The sequence below is a fragment of the Sphingomonas astragali genome, from assembly GCF_051400615.1.
Lineage (GTDB): Bacteria > Pseudomonadota > Alphaproteobacteria > Sphingomonadales > Sphingomonadaceae > Sphingomonas.
Genome location: NZ_JBLFFH010000002.1, coordinates 1,256,114 through 1,277,937, shown reverse-complemented (window position 1 = coordinate 1,277,937; position 21,824 = coordinate 1,256,114). Strand labels below are relative to the sequence as shown.

The following is a 21,824-nucleotide window of genomic DNA, read 5'->3' as shown; positions in this document are numbered from 1 at the left end:
CCGTCCGGTCGCCCCGCTTTCATCGGGGTATGAAGACAATGACCGTCACCGTCGCCACGCTCGGCTTCCCGCGCATCGGGCCCCGGCGTGAGCTCAAGTTCGCGCTGGAGGCATTCTGGTCGGGCCAGTCGTCCGAAGGCGAGCTTCTCGAATCCGCCGCGGCGCTCCGCGCCGCCGCCTGGGTCCGGCAGAAATCGCTCGGCGCCGACTGGCTGCCGTCGAACGACTTCTCGCTCTATGACCATGTCCTCGACACCAGCGTGATGCTGGGGGCGATCCCCGAGCGCTACGGCGCCGCGCCCGGCCCGGTCGATCTCGCCACCTATTTCGCAATGGCGCGCGGCTCGGGCGAGGGGGAGGGCTGCGGCCACGGCCATGGCGGCCGCACCGCGCTCGAAATGACCAAATGGTTCGACACCAACTACCACTATATGGTCCCCGAGCTCGCGGCCGGACAGCAGTTCGCGCTCGCCTCGACCAAGCCGATCGACGCGTATCGCGAGGCCAAGGCGCTCGGCTATGAGACGCGGCCGGTGCTGCTCGGCCCCGTCACCTGGCTGACGCTCGCCAAGGGCCGCGACGTCGATCCCTTCGACTTCCTCGATCAGACGCTTGCCATCTACGTGACCGTGCTGGAACAGCTCGCCGCGGCGGGCGCCCGATGGGTGCAGATCGACGAGCCCTGCCTCGTGCTCGACCTCACCGAACGCCAGCGCACCGCGCTCACCCGAACCTATGCGCGCCTGGCGCGGGTCGGCATCGACGTCATGCTCGCCACCTATTTCGGCGGCCTGGAGGACAATCTTGCGCTCGCGGCCAACCTGCCGGTCGCGGGCCTCCACATCGACCTCGTTCGCGCGCCCGATCAGCTCGATGCGGTGTTGGCCAAGGCGCCGAAGACGCTGCTGCTCTCGCTCGGCGTGATCGACGGCCGCAATGTCTGGCGCGCCGACCTCGCCGCGCTGCTCGACCGGCTCGAACCGATCGCCGCCGCGCGCGACTTGGTCCTCGCGCCGTCCTGCTCGCTGCTCCACACTCCGGTCGACCTCGCGCTGGAGACCAGGCTCGACCCGGAGGTCGCGCAATGGCTCGCCTTCGCGGTGCAGAAGGTCGAGGAGCTGGCGATCCTCAAGACCGCGCTCAATGAGGGCCGGGCCAGCGTCGCCGGCGCGCTGGCGGCCGCCACCAATGCCGCCGCCAACCGCCGCACCTCGCCGCGTATCCACGACCCGGCCGTGGCGGCGCGCGTCGCTGCGGTCACGCCCGACATGCGCGAGCGCCGCTCCGGCCATGCCCAGCGGATCGCGGCACAGGCGGCGGTGCTGGGGTTGCCGCGCTTCCCGACCACCACCATCGGTTCCTTCCCGCAGACTCCCGAGGTCCGCCGCGCCCGCGCCGAACGCAACCGCGGCACGCTCGACGCCGCCGCCTATGAGCAGTTCCTGCGCGAGGAGACCGAGCGCACCGTGCGCTGGCAGGAGGAGGTCGGGCTCGACATGCTCGTCCACGGCGAGTTCGAGCGCAACGACATGGTGCAGTATTTCGGCGAGCAGCTCGCCGGCTTCGCCTTCACCGCGGGCGGCTGGGTGCAGAGCTACGGATCGCGCTGCGTGCGGCCGCCGATCCTCTATGGCGACGTGTCGCGGCCGCGGCCGATGACGGTCGAGTGGTGGCGCTACGCCCAGGGCCTGACGGACCGGCCGATGAAGGGGATGCTGACCGGCCCCGTCACCATCCTCAACTGGTCGTTCGTCCGCGACGACCAGCCGCGCGAGGCATCATGCCGCCAGATCGCGCTGGCGATCCGCGATGAGGTGCTCGACCTGGAGGCGGCCGGCGCCAAGGCGATCCAGATCGACGAGGCGGCGCTGCGTGAGGGCCTGCCGCTTCGCCGCCGCGACTGGCCGCACTATCTCGGCTGGGCGGTCGACTGCTTCCGCCTCGCCGCGGCCGGAGTGCGCGACGAGACGCAGATCCATACCCACATGTGCTATTCGGAGTTCAACGACATCCTGCCGTCGATCGGCGCGATGGACGCCGACGTGATCTCGATCGAGACCGCGCGCTCGCGGATGGAGCTGCTGGAGGGCTTCGCCGACTACCGCTACCCGAACGCGATCGGGCCGGGCGTCTACGACATCCACTCGCATCGCGTGCCGACGGTGGAGGAGATGGTCGCGCTGATGCGCCTGGCCAAAGCGCACCTCGCGCCCGAGCAGCTCTGGGTGAACCCGGACTGCGGCCTCAAGACCCGCAAGTGGAAGGAGGTGCGGCCGGCGATCGCCGCGATGGTAGCGGCGGCACGGCAACTGCGGGCAGAGGTCTGCTGACCGCCGGTGCGGAACGCCCTCCGCGGGCAGTCGTTGTCGCGCGATGATCGATCTGTCGCGGCTGACGGGCAAGCGCGTGCTGGTCACCGGCGGCGCCGGCGGGGTCGGCCGCGCGGTCGCCGAGCGCATGGTCGCGGCCGGCGCGCGCGTGCTTCTCACCGACCGCGACGAGGTCCCGCTGCGCGCGCTGGTCGCGGAGATCGGCGCGCAGAGCGGCAGCGGCACGATCGAGGGCGCCACCGCCGACCTCGCCAACCCGACCGGCGTCGCCCGGCTGTTCGACCGCGCCGACGCGTGGCTCGGCGGCCTCGACATCCTCGTCGCCTGCGCCGGCGTCGGTTCGGGCCCGCTGATGGAGATGGACGACGCCGGCTGGCGCTACGTCATCGAAAGCAACCTCTTGAGCTACGTCGCCTGCACCCGCGCCGCGATCGAGCGCATCCGCGCGGGCGGCAGCAGCGAGGGCATGGTGATCCTGGTCGGCTCGATCAGCGTCCACATCAAGGCGGTGGGCGAGAGCGTCTACAATGCGGCGAAGGGCGGCGTCGCCTCCTTCGCCGAGACGCTGCGCAAGGAGATGATTCCCGAGCGCATCCGCGTCACGTTGATCGAGCCGGGCGCGATCGCTTCGGCCATGCAGTCCTATCCGCCCGAGGCACGCGAGCGGCAGGTGGCGGAGCACCGGATGCTGCCGCCGGCCGAGGTCGCCGACGCCATCCTGTACGCCGCGACCCGGCCGCCGGGCATCGACGTGGTGACGCTGCGCATCGAGCCGCTGGTCCAGAAGATCTACTGAACGGCGGCCGCTACCCGCCGTTTCGGTCCGGCGCGCCGCCGCCTGAACCAGAAGCTCCACACCGCGAGGCTGCCGAGCATCGCCATCGCGAGGCCGGAGCAGGTCATCACCAGGCGATAGGCGAGCCCGCCGACCTTTGCCGCATGGAGCGGATAGGCGGCGTTGAACACCTGCGCGCCCCGCGGCAGCGCCAGCGCGTCGCGCGCGCCTAGCAGCCGGCCGGTGGCGGCGTCGAACCACAGGGTCGTGCGGCCGTTGGGGAGCCACTCGGCGGCGCGGCGCATCCTGAGGCTGATCGGCTCGCCGGGCTTGCGCGGCAGAGCGAGGATGCGGAAGTCGGCATCGGGGAAGCGCGCGTGCGCCGTCGCAAGCATCGCCGCCCAGTCCAGGCGCATCGCCAGCGGTCCGCCCGCGAGCCTGGGCGGCGTCATCGCGGCTCTCGCCTCGGCGGGCGGGGAGAAAGGCGCCATCACGATCGCGGCGACCGGCTTGAAGATCATCATCGTGCCCGTCACCGCCGACAACAACAGCAGCGGCGCCATGACGATGCCGAGGTCGCGGTGCTGCATCACGATCGCCGGCCGGCTCATCCGCCTGGGCCACAGCCGGAAGGCGAAGGTGCGCCGCGTGCGCCACCACAGGATCGCGCCGGTGAGGACGAACAGCATCGCGCAGAGGCCGGCGACGCCGATCACCGTCTCGCCGAGGTCGCCGGTGAACAGATGGTGGTGGAGATCGAACAGCCACAACTCGGGCCGCTCCCACTGGCTCGCCCAGTAGGTGACGATCCCGCCGGTCTGATCGGCATAGGCTCCGGCACCGCCATGGAGGCGGAGCTGGTGGAGACCGAAGCGGTCGCTCGCATAGACGATGCCCTGCGCGCCATGGCCGTCGCCGATCAGCCGCGCGGTCGCGGCGGCGAGGGCGGCGGGATCGCGGTTCAGCGCGTCGCCGGCATGGGGCAGCGTCCAGCCGAGCCAGTCGTCCTCATGGACCAGGATCGCGCCGGTCAATCCCATCATGGCGAGGATGAGCCCGACCAGTCCGCCGGTCCAGCGGTGGAGCAGGTCGAGCCACCGCATCGTCAGAAACGATAGTCCCAACCGAGCGTCAGCGTGCGTCCGCGCCCGGCGAAATAGCTGAGATTGTCGGTCGGCAGTCGGGTGTCGCTGCTGTAGTCGATATATTGCAGGTTGAAGAGATTCTGCGCGCTGAGCCGGATCGCGCCGAGGCGGCCGGCGTCGTAGCGCACCGTCGCGTCGGTCAGCGTGTAGCCGCCGAAATCGTTGCGCGGATCGCGGACCAGGCCCTTGAACGTCCGGGACAGGTAGAACTGGGTCTGGATCAGCCCGGAGAACCGGCCCCGCACGTAGCTCGCCGTCAGGTTGAGCCGGTCCGGGGAGATGTTGGTGCCGTCGAGATCGGTGTCGACCCGGCCGTCGGCGTCGCTGTCGTAGCGCCCGTCGAGATGCGCATAGCCGATCCCCAGCCGCGCCCCCTCGACCGGCAGGCGGATACCGAGGTTGAGCTCGATCCCCTGGATCTCCACGCGCTGGCGCTGCACGTCGAAGATGCCGCCCGGATTGGCGATCAGCAGCTGCCCCTTGTCGCTCGACGACCAGAAATAGGTCACGCTGCCGTCGAGCGGCCCGCGCTTCACCTCGACGCCGATCTCGCGGTTGTTCGAGACGATCGGGCTGATGTCGAGATAGTTGTCGAGATCGACGCCGGCGGTCCTGACCGCCCGGGTGATGCGGCCGACGTCCGGCGCGGTGAAGCCCTCGGCATAGCTCGCATAGGCGCGGACGCCCTCCAGCGGCTCGACGATCGCGCCGCCGTTGATCAGCAGGTCCTGGAACCTGGGCTTGCCGCCGGCGACGGCGACGCCGCCATAGGTCGACGGACCGCACGGCCTGCCCGCCGGCAGCGTGGGCGTGCAGGCGACGAAGGTGGTCGACGCGAGCGTGTGATAGTCGTCGACCTTGATCTCGACGTTCTCCCACCGTGCCCCGCCGGCCAGCCGCACCAGGCCGCCGAACAGCTTGAGGTTGGCCTGGCCGAACGGCGCCAGGCTGCGGAAGTCGGTCGGCGGCACCCACACGCGGTCGGTGGCGATCAGCCGCTGCTCGGTCTTGTCCCACAAGGCATCGAAGCCGAGCGTCACCGTCAGCGCCTCGAAGCCGGGAACGGCGCGTTCGTAGCTGATCTTGGCGCCGAATTTGCGCGAGCGGTTCTGCGACTGATCGAACAGCGTGCCGACCGGTGCGATCGCCGGATCCTGGAAGGTCGCGATCGGCGCGACCTCGCCGCCGAAGGTGTCGCGGCTGCGGTTGAAGAACACCTGGCTGACGAAATTGCCGCCCCACAGCGCGGTGTCGGTGATCGACAGCGCGATGCTCTCGGTCCGGCTCGCGGCGGGATCGCCCGGCGCATCGCCGCGGACGGCGCTGGTCGGCACGCCGGTCGCCCGGTTGCCGGGGATGGCGAGATAATCGCCGTCGCCCTTCAATTCGAACCGGCTGGCGATCAGGTCGATCCGCCCGGTCTCGCCGAGCCGGTATCCGAACCGCCCGAACAGCGAGAGCGCGCGCGAATCGAGCGTCTCGCCCTGGGTCGAGTTGACCCCGATCCGCCGGCCGTCGCCGTCGTAATAGGCGCCGCGCGTCTCATAGGCGGCGCCGACGCTCGCGTCGAACCGGCCGGCCCTATACTGCACCAGCCCCGCCGCCTTGCCGCCGAAGCCGTCGTCCTGGAACCCTTCGCTCGCGGTGCCCTGCAGCAGCGCGCGGCCGCTAAATCCTTCGGTCCTGGGCGCGCCGACCGTCACCTGGTTGACGATGCCGCCGGTGCCGCCGATCCCCTGCAGCGCGTTGGAGCCGTAGATCAGCTCGACCCGGTCGACGAAGAAGCCGTCGATGGTGAAGCCGTCGCGGCTGCCGTCGCGCAGCGGCGTCGACTGCGGGATGCCGTTGATCGCATAGAGCGGCGATCGCCCGCGCAGCGATTCCCCGGCGCCCGACAGTTTCTGGCGGGTCGGGGAGAAGGACGGGGTGAGGTTCGCCACCGCGTCGGTGACGGAGCCCGAGATCGCAATCTGCTGATCGAGCGCGGTCTTGTCGATGATGTCGATGGTGAGCGGCAGCGCGTTCGCCGGCAGCGCGGTGCGCGCGGCCGTGACGACGATCTCGCTGTCGCGATCCTCACTCGCCCGATCGTCCGGCCACTCGGCGGGATCGGTCGCGCGATCCTGCGCGCAGACAGGATGGAGCGGCGCGAGCAGCGCCACGAACGGCAACGACCAAAGCGAACGACGAACCATCTAAGCCCTCCCAGCGCGGGCGCGGCTAGCAGGACGATTGAGCGAATGCAAATCAATCGCATTAGTCGCCTGTCCCTCTCCCGGGGGAGAGGGAAGGAGCGCCGGAGGCGCGGGAGGGTGAGGGTGACTGCGGCCAGCGAGGGCACCTTCACCCTCCCACGCCTACGGGAGAGGAGCGTGGAAGCAGAAAAGCCGCCGCCCGGCATCCCGGACGGCGGCTTCCCTGTCTTTTGCGGCCGAAGCCGAGAACGCTTACGAGTTCAGATACTCGCCCGCGTCCTCGTCGGTGCCGTGACCCGACGGCGTCACCGACGCGAGCGGATCGTCACCGGTGCCGCCCGCCGAGCGCGCGTCGCGGGCGAGCTCCGCCGCGTGCTCCTGCGCCGCACTTTCCGGGGCGATCAGCGTCGCCTGGAGCGCCCGCTGCTGCGCGCGGAGCGCCGCATCGCGGCTGGTCGCCGCCACGCGCAGGCGGTTCATGCCGGCACCGGTGCCCGCCGGGATCAGGCGGCCGACGATCACGTTCTCCTTGAGCCCGTTCAGCGAGTCGACCTTGCCCTGCACCGAAGCCTCGGTGAGCACGCGGGTCGTCTCCTGGAACGACGCGGCCGAGATGAACGACCGGGTCTGCAGCGACGCCTTGGTGATGCCGAGCAGCACCGGCTTGCCCTGCGCCGGCTGCTGGCCGGGCTGGAGCTTGGCGTTGTGCTCGTCCATCTCGTCGCGGTCGACCTGCTCGCCGGCGAGCAGGGTGGTGTCGCCGCCGTCGGTGATCTCGACCTTCTGCAGCATCTGGCGAACGATCACCTCGATGTGCTTGTCGTTGATCTTCACGCCCTGGAGGCGATAGACCTCCTGGATCTCCGACACGAGATATTCCGCGAGCGGCTCGATGCCGAGCACCTCGAGGATGTCGTGCGGATCGGGGCTGCCGCCGATCAGATTGTCGCCGCGCTTGACGTAGTCGCCTTCCTGGACGTCGATCACCTTCGACTTGGGCACCAGATACTCGACCACCTCGCCGCCGTCGTCCGGCTGGATGCCGATCTTGCGCTTGGCCTTATAGTCCTTGCCGAACACGACCCGGCCGGAGACCTTGGCGATGATCGCATTCTCCTTGGGCTTGCGCGCCTCGAACAGCTCGGCGACGCGCGGCAGACCGCCGGTGATGTCGCGGGTCTTGGCCGATTCACGGGCGACACGGGCGAGCACGTCGCCCGCCTGCACCGTGGCCCCGTCCTCGACCGACAGCACCGCGCCCGGCGCCAGCATGTAGCGCGCGGTCTCGCCCGACCCGCCGTCGAGCAGGGTGAGGCGGGGACGCAGGTCCTCCTTCGAGCGGGCCGAGGCGCGGAACTCGGTCACCACGCGCTGCGTGATGCCGGTGGCCTCGTCGGCCTGCTCCGATACCGTCTTGCCCTCGATGAGGTCCTGATACTTCACCGTGCCGCCGGTCTCGGTGATCACCGGCATGGTGAACGGGTCCCACTCGGCCATGCGGTCGCCCTTGGAGACGATATGGCCGTCGTCGAACATCAGGTAGGCGCCGTAGGGGATCTTGTGCACGGCGAGCTCGCGCCCGTCCATGTCCACGATCGCCAGCTCGCCCGAGCGGCTCAGCACCACGCGGCGGCCGCGCTGGTCCTCGATCACGCGCAGGTCGCGGAACTGGACGGTGCCGTCGGCCGGCGCCTCCAGGTTCGACTGCTCGTTGAGCTGCGCGGCGCCGCCGATGTGGAAAGTCCGCATCGTCAGCTGCGTGCCCGGCTCGCCGATCGACTGCGCCGCGATCACGCCGACCGCCTCGCCGATGTTGACCGGGGTGCCGCGGGCGAGATCGCGCCCGTAGCACTTGGCGCACACGCCGAACTGGGCCTCGCAGACCAGCGGCGAGCGGATCTTCATCGACTGGATGCCGATCGCCTCGATCGCCGCGACCGCGGCCTCGTCGAGCAGCGTGCCCGCGGGGATCGCGACCTCGTTGGTCTTGGGATCGACCACGTCCTCCGCCGTGGTGCGGCCGAGGATGCGCTCGCCCAGCGACGCGATGGTCGAGCCGCCCTGCACGATCGCCTTCATCTCCAGCGCGCGCTCGGTACCGCAATCCTCCTCCATGACGACGCAATCCTGCGACACGTCGACGAGGCGGCGGGTGAGGTAGCCCGAGTTGGCGGTCTTGAGCGCCGTGTCCGCGAGACCCTTGCGGGCGCCGTGGGTCGAGTTGAAGTATTCGAGGACGGTCAGGCCTTCCTTGAAGTTCGAGATGATCGGCGTCTCGATGATCTCGCCCGACGGCTTGGCCATCAGGCCGCGCATACCGGCGAGCTGCTTGATCTGCGCCTGCGAGCCGCGGGCGCCCGAGTGGGCCATCATGTAGATCGAGTTGATCGGCAGCTCACGGCCATCCTCGCCGCGCTTCACCGCCTTGATCTCGTCCATCATCGCGGCCGCCACCTGGTCGCCGCAGCGGCTCCAGGCGTCGATCACCTTGTTGTACTTCTCCTGCTGCGTGATCAGGCCGTCCTGATACTGCTGCTCGAAGTCCTTCACCTGCTCGCGGGTCTCGTCGACCAGCTTCTCCTTCTCGGCCGGGATGACCATGTCGTCCTTGCCGAACGAGATGCCCGCCTTGAACGCGTGCCGGAATCCGAGCGCCATGATCGCGTCGGCGAACAGCACCGTCTCCTTCTGGCCGGTGTGGCGATAGACGGTGTCGATGACGTCGCCGATCTCCTTCTTGGTGAGGAGGCGGTTGACGGTCTCGAACGGCACTTTGTGGCTCTTGGGCAGGCACTCGCCGAGCAGCATCCGGCCCGGCGTGGTCTCGTAGCGCTTGAGATACTCGTTGCCGTCCTCGTCGGTCTGCGGAACCCGGCTCACCACCTTGGTGTGCAGCGTCACCGCGCCGGCATCGAGCGCCTGATGCACCTCGGCCATGTCGGCGAGCAGCATCCCTTCGCCCGGCTCGCCGGTCTTCTCCATCGACAGATAGTAGAGGCCGAGCACCATGTCCTGCGACGGCACGATGATCGGCTTGCCGTTGGCGGGCGAGAGGATGTTGTTGGTCGACATCATCAGCACGCGCGCCTCGAGCTGCGCCTCGAGGCTCAGCGGGACGTGCACGGCCATCTGGTCGCCGTCGAAGTCGGCGTTGAACGCCGAGCACACCAGCGGGTGGAGCTGGATCGCCTTGCCCTCGATCAGCACCGGCTCGAACGCCTGGATGCCGAGGCGGTGGAGCGTCGGCGCGCGGTTGAGCAGCACCGGGTGCTCGCGGATCACCTCATCGAGGATGTCCCAGACTTCCTTGCGCTCCTTCTCGACCCACTTCTTGGCCTGCTTGAGGGTCATCGACAGACCCTTGGCGTCGAGGCGGGCGTAGATGAACGGCTTGAACAGCTCGAGCGCCATCTTCTTGGGCAGGCCGCACTGGTGCAATTTCAGCTCAGGCCCGGTCACGATCACCGAACGGCCCGAATAGTCGACGCGCTTGCCGAGCAGGTTCTGACGGAAGCGGCCCTGCTTGCCCTTGAGCATGTCGGACAGCGACTTGAGCGGACGCTTGTTGGCGCCGGTGATCGTGCGGCCGCGGCGGCCGTTGTCGAACAGCGCGTCGACCGCCTCCTGCAACATGCGCTTCTCGTTGCGGACGATGATGTCCGGCGCGCGCAGCTCCATCAGCCGCTTGAGGCGGTTGTTGCGGTTGATCACGCGGCGGTAGAGGTCGTTGAGGTCCGACGTCGCGAAGCGGCCGCCGTCGAGCGGCACCAGCGGGCGCAGCTCGGGCGGGATCACGGGGACGACGTCCAGGATCATCCACTCGGGACGATTGCCCGATTCGAGGAAGCTCTCGACGACCTTCAGCCGCTTGATGATCTTCTTGGGCTTGAGCTCGGACTTGGTGACCGCCAGCTCCTCGAGCAGCGCCTTGCGCTCGCCCTCGAGGTCAAGGTCCATCAGCATCGCCTTGACCGCCTCGGCGCCGATGCCGGCGCTGAACGCGTCCTCGCCATATTCGTCCTGCGCGTCGAGCAGCTCGTCCTCGGTGAGGAGCTGGAACTTCTCGAGCGGGGTCAGGCCGGGCTCGGTGACGATGTAGCTCTCGAAGTAGAGTACGCGCTCGAGCTGCTTCAATTGCATGTCGAGCAGCAGGCCGATGCGCGAGGGCAGCGACTTCAGGAACCAGATGTGCGCGACCGGGGCGGCCAGCTCGATATGGCCCATGCGCTCGCGGCGGACCTTGGAGACGGTCACCTCGACGCCGCACTTCTCGCAGACGATGCCCTTGTACTTCATGCGCTTGTACTTGCCGCACAGGCACTCGTAATCCTTGATCGGACCGAAGATGCGCGCGCAGAACAGGCCGTCACGCTCGGGCTTGAACGTGCGGTAGTTGATCGTCTCGGGCTTCTTGATCTCGCCGAACGACCAGCTGCGGATGCGGTCGGGCGAGGCGATGCCGATCTGGATCTGGTCGAAGGTCTCCGGCTTGGCGACCGGGTTCGCGAAGTTGGTCAGTTCGTTCATCTTGAACTCCTTAGCCCCTCCCCTTCAGGGGAGGGGTTGGGGTGGGGCCTGTCCGCAGGCCACCACCGGAATTGCTTGGGGCGATGCCCCACCCCCAGCCCCTCCCCTGAAGGGGAGGGGCTTGAAGGCTGTTACTCCGCCGCCTCGGCCAGGCCGTCGGTCTCGCTCTGGTCCTCGAGGGACTTGAGCTCGACGTTGAGGCCCAGCGAGCGCATCTCCTTGACGAGCACGTTGAAGCTCTCGGGGATGCCGGCCTCGAAGGTGTCGTCGCCCTTGACGATCGCCTCGTAGACCTTGGTGCGGCCGACCACGTCGTCGGACTTCACCGTCAGCATCTCCTGGAGCGTGTACGCCGCGCCATAGGCCTGCAGCGCCCACACCTCCATCTCGCCGAAGCGCTGCCCGCCGAACTGCGCCTTGCCGCCCAGCGGCTGCTGGGTGACCAGGCTGTAGGGGCCGATCGAGCGCGCGTGGATCTTGTCGTCGACCAGGTGGTGGAGCTTCAGCATGTAGATGATGCCCACGGTCACCTTGCGGTCGAACGCCTCGCCGGTGCGGCCGTCGAACAGCGTCGACTGGCCCGAGGTGTCGTAGCCCGCCAGGCTCAGCATGTTCGATACGTCCGCCTCGCGGGCGCCGTCGAACACCGGCGTCGCCATCGGCACGCCGCGCTTCAGGTTCTCGGCGAGCTCGACCACCTGCTCGGGGGTGCGCGCGTCGATCTCGGCGGCATAATGATCGCCGTAGACCTCCTTGAGCCGATCCTTGACCGCCTCGGGCATCGCGCCCGCCTGCGGATTCGGATTGGCCTCGCGCCATTCCTCCAGCTTCTCGGCGATGCTCTGGCCCAGGCCGCGCGCCGCCCAGCCGAGGTGGGTCTCGAAGATCTGCCCGACGTTCATGCGCGACGGCACGCCCAGCGGGTTCAGCACCAGGTCGACCGGCGTGCCGTCCTCCAGGAACGGCATGTCCTCCTGCGGCAGGATGCGGCTGATGACGCCCTTGTTGCCGTGACGGCCGGCCATCTTGTCGCCCGGCTGCAGCTTGCGCTTCACCGCGACGAACACCTTGACCATCTTGAGCACGCCCGGCGGCAGCTCGTCGCCCCGCTCCAGCTTCTCGCGGCGGTCCTCGAACTTGTCCTTGATGCGCTTCACGGCCTCGTCATACTGGCCCTTCACGCCCTCCAGGTTCGCCTGGACCGCATCGTCCTGCACCGCGAACTTCCACCATTCGTGGCGGTCGACGCTGTCGAGCAGCTCGTCGTCGATCGTCGAGCCCTTCTTGATGCCCTTGGGCGCCGCGGTCGCGGTCTGGCCGAGCAGCATCTCCTTGAGCCGCGACCAGGTGGCGCGGTTGAGGATGTTGCGCTCGTCGTCCGAGTCCTTGCGCAGGCGTTCGATCTCCTCGCGCTCGATGGCCAGGGCACGCTCGTCCTTGTCGATGCCGTGGCGGTTGAACACGCGCACGTCGACGATCGTCCCGGAGACACCCGGCGGCAGGCGCAGCGAGGTGTCGCGCACGTCGCTCGCCTTCTCGCCGAAGATCGCGCGGAGCAGCTTCTCCTCCGGCGTCATCGGGCTCTCGCCCTTCGGCGTGATCTTGCCGACCAGGATGTCGCCCGGTTCGACCTCGGCGCCGATGTAGACGATGCCCGCCTCGTCGAGGTTGCGCAGCGCCTCCTCGCCGACGTTGGGGATGTCGCGGGTGATGTCCTCCGGCCCGAGCTTGGTGTCGCGGGCCATGACCTCGAACTCGTCGATGTGGATCGACGTGAACACGTCGTCCTTCACGATCCGCTCGGAGATCAGGATCGAGTCCTCATAGTTGTAGCCGTTCCACGGCATGAACGCGACCAGCGCGTTGCGGCCGAGCGCCAGCTCGCCGAACTCGGTCGACGGGCCGTCGGCGATCACGTCGCCGGCGCGCACCACGTCGCCCACCTTCACCAGCGGGCGCTGGTTGATGCAGGTCGACTGGTTCGAGCGCTGGAACTTCATCAGCGTGTAGATGTCGACGCCGCTCTCGGTGGCCTCGACGTCGCCGGTCGCGCGGATGACGATGCGGCTGGCGTCGACCTGGTCGACCACGCCGTCGCGCTTCGCTGCGATCGCCGCGCCCGAATCGCGCGCCACCGTCTCCTCCATGCCGGTGCCGACGAACGGCGCCTCGGCCTGGACCAGCGGCACCGCCTGGCGCTGCATGTTCGATCCCATCAGCGCGCGGTTGGCGTCGTCGTTCTCCAGGAACGGGATCAGCGAGGCGGCGACCGACACGAGCTGCTTGGGGCTCACGTCCATCAGCGTGATCTGCTCGGGCAGCGCCATCAGGAACTCGCCGGCCTGGCGGGCGGAGACCAGCTCCTCGACGAAGCGGCCGTCGGCGTCGAGCTCGGCGTTGGCCTGCGCGATCGTGTGCTTGGCCTCCTCCATCGCCGACAGATAGACGACCTCGTTGGTCACCTTGTTGTCGACGACCTTGCGATACGGCGTCTCGATGAAGCCGTACTTGTTGACGCGGCTGAACGACGCCAGCGAGTTGATCAGACCGATGTTCGGGCCTTCCGGCGTCTCGATCGGGCAGATGCGGCCATAATGGGTCGGATGGACGTCGCGGACCTCGAACCCGGCCCGTTCGCGAGTCAACCCGCCCGGCCCGAGCGCCGAGACGCGACGTTTGTGCGTCACCTCGGAGAGCGGGTTGGTCTGGTCCATGAACTGGCTGAGCTGCGACGAGCCGAAGAACTCGCGCACCGCGGCGACCGCGGGCTTGGCGTTGATGAGGTCGTTCGGCATCACGGTCGACACGTCGACCGAGCTCATGCGCTCCTTGACCGCACGCTCCATGCGCAGCAGGCCGACGCGATACTGGTTCTCCAGCAGCTCGCCCACCGAACGCACGCGGCGGTTGCCGAGGTTGTCGATGTCGTCGACCTCGCCCTTGCCGTCCTTGAGGTCGACCAGCGTCTTGACCACCGCCAGGATGTCCTCGGTGCGCAGCGTCGTCACCGTGTCCGGGCAGTCGAGGTCGAGACGCATGTTGAGCTTGACGCGGCCCACGGCCGACAGGTCGTAGCGGTCGGGATCGAAGAACAGGCCGGCGAACAGCGACTCCGCCGTCTCCAGCGTCGGCGGCTCGCCGGGGCGCATCACCCGGTAGATGTCGCTCAGCGCCTGCTCGCGCTCCTCGGCCTTGTCGGCCTTGAGCGTGTTGCGGATCCAGGGGCCGGTGGTGGTGTGATCGATGTCGAGCAGCTCGATGCGGTCGATGCCCGCCTTGTCGAGCTTCTCGAGGTTCTCGGCGGTCACCTCGTCGCCCGCCTCGATGTAGATCTCGCCGGTCTTCTCGTTGATCAGGTCATAGGCGGAGTAGCGGCCGAAGATCTCCTCGGTCGGGATCAGCAGCGTCTCCAGACCATCCTTCTGCGCCTTGTTGGCAGCGCGGGGGCTGATCTTCTGGCCGGCCGGGAACATCACCTCGCCTGACTTGGCGTCGACGATGTCGAACATCGGCTTGGCGCCGCGCCAGTTCTCGGGCGCGAACGGGATCTGCCAGCCGCCCGGCCCGCGGACATAGGTCACGCGGTTGTAGAAATAGTTGAGGATGTCCTCGCTGTTCAGCCCGAGGGCATAGAGCAGCGTGGTGACCGGCAGCTTGCGCTTGCGGTCGATGCGGACGTTGACGATGTCCTTGGCGTCGAACTCGAAGTCGAGCCACGAGCCGCGGTACGGGATCACGCGCGCGGCGAACAGATACTTGCCCGAGGCATGGGTCTTGCCGCGGTCATGATCGAAGAGGACGCCCGGCGAGCGGTGCATCTGGCTGACGATGACGCGCTCGGTGCCGTTGATGAAGAAGGTGCCGTTCTCGGTCATGAGCGGCATGTCGCCCATGTAGACGTCCTGCTCCTTGATATCGATGACCGACTTGGCCTCGGTATCGGGATCGACCTCGAACGCGGTCAGGCGCAGCGTGACGCGCATCGGCGCGGCATAGGTGATGCCGCGCTGGCGGCATTCCTCGACGTCGAACTTGGGGTCCTCGAGGACATAGTCGTCGAAATCGAGGAAGGCGGTGCCGGCGAAGTCCTGGATCGGGAAGACCGAGCGCAGCGTCTTCTCCAGGCCCGAGACATGGCCGATCGCCTTGTCGGAGCGGAGGAACTGCTCATAGCTCTCGCGCTGAACCTCGATCAGGTTCGGCATCTGCACCACTTCGTGGATGTCGCCGAACACCTTGCGGATGCGGCGCTTCACGGTGCCGCTCTCGATCGCCTTGGTCGCCATGTGTGTGTTTTGCCTCGTCAGCCGTCGAACATCGCCCCGTGAACCTGGGGCCGGCCGCAGCGGAAGACGCGAAAGGCCGCATGTCTCCGGTATTCGGAAACTGCAGCCTTCGAAGCGTCTTCTTAAACCACGAACCTCAATCCGACCGATGCGCTGCGCGACGACGCATCATTTCCCGAGGCTGTGGTGAAGGGCGGCATATAGGTGCGGGGCAGGGCGGTGTCAAATGCGTTGAGCGGCAAATTTGCTTCACGTCCGTCATCTGACCCCGGAGGGCGGAGCGCGCCTATCCCCCAGCCGTCACCCCGGCCTTGGGCCGGGGTCCACCCAACCTCGGCGGATGACTTTGAGCCTCTTGCTTCAGCCCGCGCCTCCCGGTGGACCCCGGACCAAGTCCGGAGTGACGGTTGGGGGACGGGCAGCGCGGCAGCATGAGGCGCCGAACCTTCCGACCATTGATCTTCGCCGAACCGCGGCGCAATGGTCGTGTATCATTATTACATCCCGAGGGTTCTTCCGATGATCAAGCCGCTCCTGTTGGCCGCGACCGCGCTGGTCGCGCTCACCCCGCTCGCTGCTCAGCAGCAGACCGCCCCGGCCGGCGGCGACATCCCGCCCAGGTTCGCGGTGCCGGCGTCGCCCGAACAGGATTACGACAAGCGCGAGGTGATGATCCCGATGCGCGACGGGACCAGGCTCTACACGGTCATCGTCGTGCCCAAGGGCGCGACCAACGCGCCGATCGTCCTCACCCGCACCCCCTACAACGCCAAGGGCCGCGCGGCGCGCACCGACGACAGCCCGTCGATGCTGTCGACGCTGCCGCTCGCCGACGAGATCTTCGTGCACAACGGCTATATCCGCGTCTACCAGGACATCCGCGGCAAATACGGCTCCGAGGGCGACTATGTTGTGACCCGCCCGCCGATCGGCCCGCTCAACCCGACCAGGGTCGACCACACCACCGACGCCTATGACACGATCGACTGGCTGGTGAACAAGGCCAACCTGCCCGAATCGAACGGCCGCGTCGGCATGATCGGCTCGTCCTACGAGGGCTTCACCGTGGTGATGGCGCTCCTCAACCCCCACCCCGCGCTCAAGGTCGCGGCGCCGGAGAGCCCGATGGTCGACGGCTGGATGGGCGACGACTGGTTCCACTACGGCGCCTTCCGCCTCGCCAACATCGCCTGGATCGGCGCGCAGACCGGCTTCAAGGGCGCGGGCAAGGCGCCCCCCACCGGCGGCTGGGACGACTATGACAATTTCCGCACCGGCTCGGCCGGCGACTGGGCGAAGAAGTCCGGCTACGACCAGCTCCCCTTCTGGAAGCGCATGTCGGAGCATCCCGCCTATGACGCCTTCTGGCAGGGCCAGGCGCTCGACAAGCTGGTCGCCGCCAACCCCTCGAACGTGCCGACGCTCTGGGAGCAGGGCCTGTGGGACCATGAGGACATGTGGGGCGCGATCCACAGCTGGGAGGCGCTCAAGAAGGCCGGCAAGGTCGGCAACAACTATCTGGTGATGGGCCCGTGGCGCCACAGCCAGATCAACCGCGAGGGACGCGAGCTCGGCCCGTTCCAGTGGAACGGCGACACCGCCGCCCAGTTCCGCGAGGACATGGTGCTGCCCTTCTTCAACCAGTATCTGAAGGACGGCCCGCCCGCGAACCTGCCGACGGTGGCGATCTACAACACCGGCGAGAACCATTGGGACAGGTTCAAGGACTGGCCGCTCGCCTGCCAGGAGGGCTGCCCGTCGCCGCTCAAGCCGATCTACCTCCGGGCCGACGGCGGCTTGGGCTTCGACGCGGGGGCGGCCGGCGGCGACAGCTACGTCTCCGATCCCGCCAAGCCGGTGCCGCACCTGCCGCGCCCGGTGAACTTCCGCGACGGCCGCTGGGGCGATTATCTCGTCACCGACCAGCGCTTCGTCGACGGCCGGCCCGACGTGATGACCTACCAAACCGAGGTGCTGAAGGCGCCGGTCCGCGTCTCCGGCGCGCCGATCGCGGACATCTTCGCCAAGACCACCGGCACCGACGGCGACTTCGTGGTCAAGGTGATCGACGTCTACCCGTCCGAATATGCCACCGATCCCAAGATGGGCGGATATCAGTGGCCGATCGCGATGGACATCTTCCGCGGCCGCTACCGCGACGACCCCGCCAATCCCAGGCCGATCCCGGCGGGCAAGGTGCAGGAATACAAGTTCCGCCTGCCGACGGTGAACCACGTCTTCCAGCCCGGCCACCGCATCATGATCCAGGTCCAGTCGAGCCTGTTCCCGGTCTACGACCGCAACCCGCAGAAGTACGTCCCCAACATCTTCTACGCGAAGAAGGACGACTATCAGAAGGCCACCGTCACCATCATGCGCGGCGGCGCGACGCCGAGCCGCGTATTGCTTCCGGTGGTGCCGGTCGACCAGTCGGCGGTGAAGGCGGCAGACTGAGCCTCGTTCGTGCCGTCATCCCGGCGAAAGCCGGGATCCAGGGTCACAAGGGATGACCCGTTTGGCTATGGATCCCGCCTTTCGCCGGGATGACAACCGGACTCTGCTCGGAGCTGCGCGTCCACCGGACGGTGGAGAGCCCGCTTGGCGCACATCCCTTTTTCAAGTATTTCCCGCGCCGTCGGTGGCGTTGCTTAACGGGGGCGGGCGTGCGCGAATCGATTTCGCTGGAAATGCTCTCCGACATCATCGGCGCGATCTACGATTGCGCGCTCGACCCGGCGCTGTGGCCGGCGACGATGGACATGATCTGCCGCGAGCTCGACCTGCGCACCGGCGCGATCAGCCTGATCGCACTCCCCGATGGCGATCCGCTGCTCGCCGCGACCACCGGCTTCGAGGAGCCCTGGCTGGAGCGGGTATCTTTCTTCGGCCCCGAGCTTGTCGAGCAATGGGGCGGCGCCGAGGTCATCCAGAGCCTGCCGCTCGACGAGCCCGCGGTGCTCTCCCACGTCAATCCGGCGGCGATCGCCCCCGACACCACCGACCGCTTCCATATCGAGTTCAACCGGCCGCAGGGGTTCATCGATTCGATCTCGGTCGGCCTCGTCCGCGACGAGCGGTCGATCGGCGTGATCGGCTTCAACCGCCACGAGAGCGCCGGGCTGGTCGGCGAGCGCGAGATCGAGGTCGTGCGCCTGCTCATCCCGCATCTCCAGCGCGCCGCGGCGATCAGCCGGCTGCTCGACATCAAGTCCGTCGCCACGATGACCTTCCAGGCGGTGCTCGACACATTGGCGACGCCGGTGGTGCTCGTCGGCGCCGACCTGCAGAGGATTCATGCCAATCGCGCCGCTGAAGAGATGTTCGCGCGCGACGACCTGCTGCAATTGAGGGGCAATCTGGTGACCGCGCGCGCTAAGGGCGTCGCCGCCGCGCTTGCGGTCGCGGTCAGGCAGGCGGCCGACGACGAAAGCGCGCTCGGCCGCATGGGGCTCGGCATACCGATCCGCGGCCTGCGCGACGAGCCCCGCGCGCTCCATGTGCTGCCGCTCCGCCACGGGCGGCTGCGCCCGGGCATCGCCCCGGCCGCGGTCGCCGCGATCTTCGTCTCGCCGCTCCAGGCGCCGGCGTCGCCGCCCGCCGAGATCATCGCCGCGCTGTTCGACCTGACCGCCGCCGAACGGCGCGTCTTCGAAAAGATCGTGTCGGGGCGCACGGTGGCGGAAACCGCCGAGGCGCTCGACATCGGCGTCAGCACGGTCAAGACGCACCTCGTACGCCTGTTCGACAAGATGAACGTCCATCGCCAGGCCGATCTCGTCGCGCTCGCCGCATCCTTCGCCCTGCCGGTGCGGAGCTGATCGCGGCCATTGACGGCGTCCGCGCGAAGGCCGATGCGCCGCGCCATGTGTCCCGACCCCTTCGCCAACCTCACCGCCGAGCTCCCCAGCTTCGTCACCCATCTCGAATGCTCGATGACCGGCGAGCGCTACGAGGCGGACCTGCTCCATGGCCTGTCCCGCGCCGGCCGGCCGCTGCTCGTGCGCTACGACCTCGACGGCGTGAAGGCGGCGATGACCCGGGAGGCGCTGGCCGCCCGCCCCGCCGACCTGTGGCGCTACCGCGAGCTGCTGCCGGTGCGTTCGGCGGCGAACATCGTCAGCCTGGGCGAGAACGCCACGCCGCTCGTCACCCTCGACGGCGTCGGCGCGAAACGGGGAGCGCGCGCCCCGATCGTCAAGGACGAGGGCCGGCTCCCCACCGGCTCGTTCAAGGCGCGCGGGCTGGTGATGGCGATCTCGATGGCCAAGGCGCTCGGCGTTACCACCATCGCGATGCCGACCAACGGCAACGCCGGCGCCGCCGCGGCCGCCTATGCCGCGCGCGCGGGGATCGAGGCGGTGATCTTCTGCCCGGACGACACGCCCGAGATCAACGTGCGCGAGATCGCCGCGCAGGGTGCGCGCGTCTATCGCGTCAACGGCCTGATCGACGATTGCGGAGCGATCGTGGGGGCGGGGGCCAAGGCCAACGGCTGGTTCGATCTCTCGACGCTCAAGGAGCCCTACCGGATCGAGGGCAAGAAGACGATGGGCCTCGAGCTCGCCGAGCAGCTCGGCTGGGAACTGCCCGACGCGATCTTCTACCCGACCGGCGGCGGCACCGGCCTGATCGGCATGTGGAAGGCGTTCGACGAGCTGGAGGCGATCGGCTTCATCGGCCCCAGGCGCCCGCGCATGTACGCGGTCCAGGCGGAGGGCTGCGCGCCGATGGTCAAGGCGTTCGAGGCCGGCGAGCGCCATGCCGAGCGCTGGGAGAATGCCCATACCGTCGCCGCCGGCATCCGCGTGCCGCGCGCGGTCGGCGACTTCCTGATCCTCGATGCGGTCCGCGCCTCGGGCGGCGCTGCGCTGGCGGTGTCGGACGAGGCGATCCTGGCGGCGGTCGACGAGGCCGCCGGCGACGGCCTGTTGCTCTGTCCGGAAGGCGGCGCGACGCTCGCCGCCTACGACCGCGCGCTGGCGGAAGGGCTCGTCGGCAGTGACGAGCGCGTCGTGCTGTTCAACTGCGCGACCGGCCTCAAATATCCGATGCCGGACAAGTCGCGCACGCTCGACCGGCACGGCGAGATCGATCTGGCGAGCTTGTAGGCCGGAGCCTTATCCGCACTGGGCCGGACGACATTCCGCCCTAGCCCTTCCCCCGAAGGGAAAGGGCTAGGGCGGATCGACATTTGAGGTTGCAGGTCCTTTCCTAGCCAGATTTCCAGCCGTCACCCCGGCCTTGTGCCGGGGGCCACCGGGAGGCAAGGACTGGACAAGAGATTTGAGCGCAGCCCGCGAGGCTCAGTGGACCCCGGAACAAGTCCGGGGTGACCCTGAGGAGGGGCGGGATGTCCGCCATCTCCTCAAATGTCGATCGGTCCTAGGCGTTGAATGCCGATCGACCCTACAGCCGCCGGCAATCGCTCGGAGCCCTTCGCCCCGCGAACCGCGCATCGATCCAGTCGAGCGTCGCCCGCGCCTCGGTGCGTGCCACGGTCGCGTGCTCGCCGCCGGGCACGGAGATGTAGCGCACCGTCTTCCCGCGTGCGCAGGCGCGGCGGGCGAAGTCGCGCGTCACCGCCGGCGCGACGACGACGTCGGCGCTTCCCTCCGCGATCAGCAGCGGCACCGGCACGGCATCGGGCGAGGGGCTGTTGGCGCGCATCAGCCGTCCCCAGGGCTCCTCGCGGCTGAGGTCGAGATTGCGGATCGCCCGCTGGGCCACGGCGATGCCGACGATCGTGCCCAGCCGCGGCTTGGTGTTCGGCTCGACGCAATTATTGTCGGCGAGCCGCGTCATCACGTTCTGCGTCGACTTGCGGCCGAACGTCGACATCGGCGCGCCGTACAGCCGCGACCAGCTTGTTGCGGTGAAGGCCGTCAGCATCGCCCGCACGCGCAGATCGCTGCCCTCCTTGAAGTTGCGGGCGAGATCGGTCGGCGGCACGATCGCGGCGACGCCGACCAGGTCGAGCTCGGGCGAATAGCTGCGCGCCAGCTGCCCGGTCCACAGCGCCGCATGGCCGCCCTGCGATTCACCCCAGACGGCGAAGCGCGTGCCGGCGGCCGCACCCCGGATGCCTTGGGCGGCTCTCACGGCGTCGAGCACCGAGCGGCCGGTATCGACCCCGACCAGATAGGGATGCATCATGTCGGAGCCGAGGCCGGGATAGTCCGGTGCCACGACGGTATAGCCGCGCCCGATCACCTCGCCGAGCGACGGGATGACGGTGAAGTTGCTGCCGTTCCGGGACGGCGCGCAGCGCTGCGCCACGCCCGACGTCCCGTGCGTCCAGGCGATCACCGGGCGAGGCGCGCCGGCAGCGCGCCTATCCGGCGCGATCACCATGCCGGTCACGCGGATCGGCCGGCTCCGCTCGTTCATCGTCCAATATTGCACCCGCCATGCCCGCATCCCCGCGGGGGCATCGTTGACGGGCTGGGCCGCGATCAGCGTTCCGGCGCGCTGGGCGATAGCGGCGCCGGGCACCGCCGGAAGGGCCGTTGCCAGGATGCTCCCCAGGATTCCTCGCAGGCGACGCATGGCGGCATTTCTACCACGTC

General features: G+C 68.6%; 10 protein-coding genes. 5 read left to right on the top strand and 5 right to left on the bottom strand.

The window, feature by feature from the left end; all coding sequences use genetic code 11:
• The first annotated feature begins 38 nt into the window (after positions 1-38).
• Positions 39-2,330, top strand: a complete 2,292-nt coding sequence (gene metE / locus ACMGER_RS14105; RefSeq protein ID WP_436812890.1) for a 5-methyltetrahydropteroyltriglutamate--homocysteine S-methyltransferase — start codon at positions 39-41, stop codon at positions 2,328-2,330.
• Between the two features lie 43 nt (positions 2,331-2,373).
• Positions 2,374-3,126, top strand: coding sequence for an SDR family oxidoreductase (locus ACMGER_RS14100; protein ID WP_436812762.1), 753 nt, complete (start codon positions 2,374-2,376; stop codon positions 3,124-3,126).
• Here ACMGER_RS14100 and ACMGER_RS14095 read toward each other — a convergent pair.
• The 4 genes from ACMGER_RS14095 to rpoB form a co-directional block, all read right to left on the bottom strand.
• Positions 3,120-4,208 carry a PepSY-associated TM helix domain-containing protein gene (locus ACMGER_RS14095; protein ID WP_436812761.1) on the bottom strand — a complete coding sequence of 363 codons (1,089 nt, stop codon included), beginning with the start codon at positions 4,206-4,208 and terminating at the stop codon, positions 3,120-3,122. The genes ACMGER_RS14100 and ACMGER_RS14095 overlap by 7 nt on opposite strands.
• A 2-nt stretch (positions 4,209-4,210) precedes the next feature.
• Positions 4,211-6,445, bottom strand: coding sequence for a TonB-dependent receptor (locus ACMGER_RS14090; RefSeq protein WP_436812760.1), 2,235 nt, complete (start codon positions 6,443-6,445; stop codon positions 4,211-4,213).
• Positions 6,446-6,697: 252 nt separating this feature from the next.
• A complete protein-coding gene (gene rpoC, locus ACMGER_RS14085; RefSeq protein ID WP_436812759.1) occupies positions 6,698-10,972 on the bottom strand; it encodes a DNA-directed RNA polymerase subunit beta' in 4,275 nt (1,424 codons plus the stop codon).
• A gap of 131 nt (positions 10,973-11,103) precedes the next feature.
• Positions 11,104-15,258 (bottom strand): DNA-directed RNA polymerase subunit beta, encoded by a 4,155-nt coding sequence (gene rpoB, locus ACMGER_RS14080; RefSeq protein ID WP_436812758.1) that lies wholly within the window; start codon positions 15,256-15,258, stop codon positions 11,104-11,106.
• A 519-nt stretch (positions 15,259-15,777) separates the two neighbouring features.
• On the opposite strand from rpoB, the gene ACMGER_RS14075 reads away from it, so the two are divergent.
• The 3 genes from ACMGER_RS14075 (at position 15,778) to ACMGER_RS14065 (ending at position 20,366) form a co-directional block, all read left to right on the top strand.
• On the top strand, positions 15,778-17,712 hold the full coding sequence (locus ACMGER_RS14075) for a CocE/NonD family hydrolase (RefSeq protein WP_436812757.1): 1,935 nt from the start codon (positions 15,778-15,780) through the stop codon (positions 17,710-17,712).
• A 209-nt stretch (positions 17,713-17,921) separates the two neighbouring features.
• Positions 17,922-19,076 (top strand): helix-turn-helix transcriptional regulator, encoded by a 1,155-nt coding sequence (locus ACMGER_RS14070; RefSeq protein ID WP_436812756.1) that lies wholly within the window; start codon positions 17,922-17,924, stop codon positions 19,074-19,076.
• A 45-nt stretch (positions 19,077-19,121) separates the two neighbouring features.
• Positions 19,122-20,366, top strand: coding sequence for a threonine synthase (locus tag ACMGER_RS14065; protein WP_436812755.1), 1,245 nt, complete (start codon positions 19,122-19,124; stop codon positions 20,364-20,366).
• Positions 20,367-20,664: 298 nt separating this feature from the next.
• On the opposite strand, the gene ACMGER_RS14060 is transcribed toward ACMGER_RS14065, so the two are convergent.
• On the bottom strand, positions 20,665-21,804 hold the full coding sequence (locus ACMGER_RS14060) for an alpha/beta fold hydrolase (protein ID WP_436812754.1): 1,140 nt from the start codon (positions 21,802-21,804) through the stop codon (positions 20,665-20,667).
• Between the last annotated feature and the right edge of the window lie 20 nt (positions 21,805-21,824).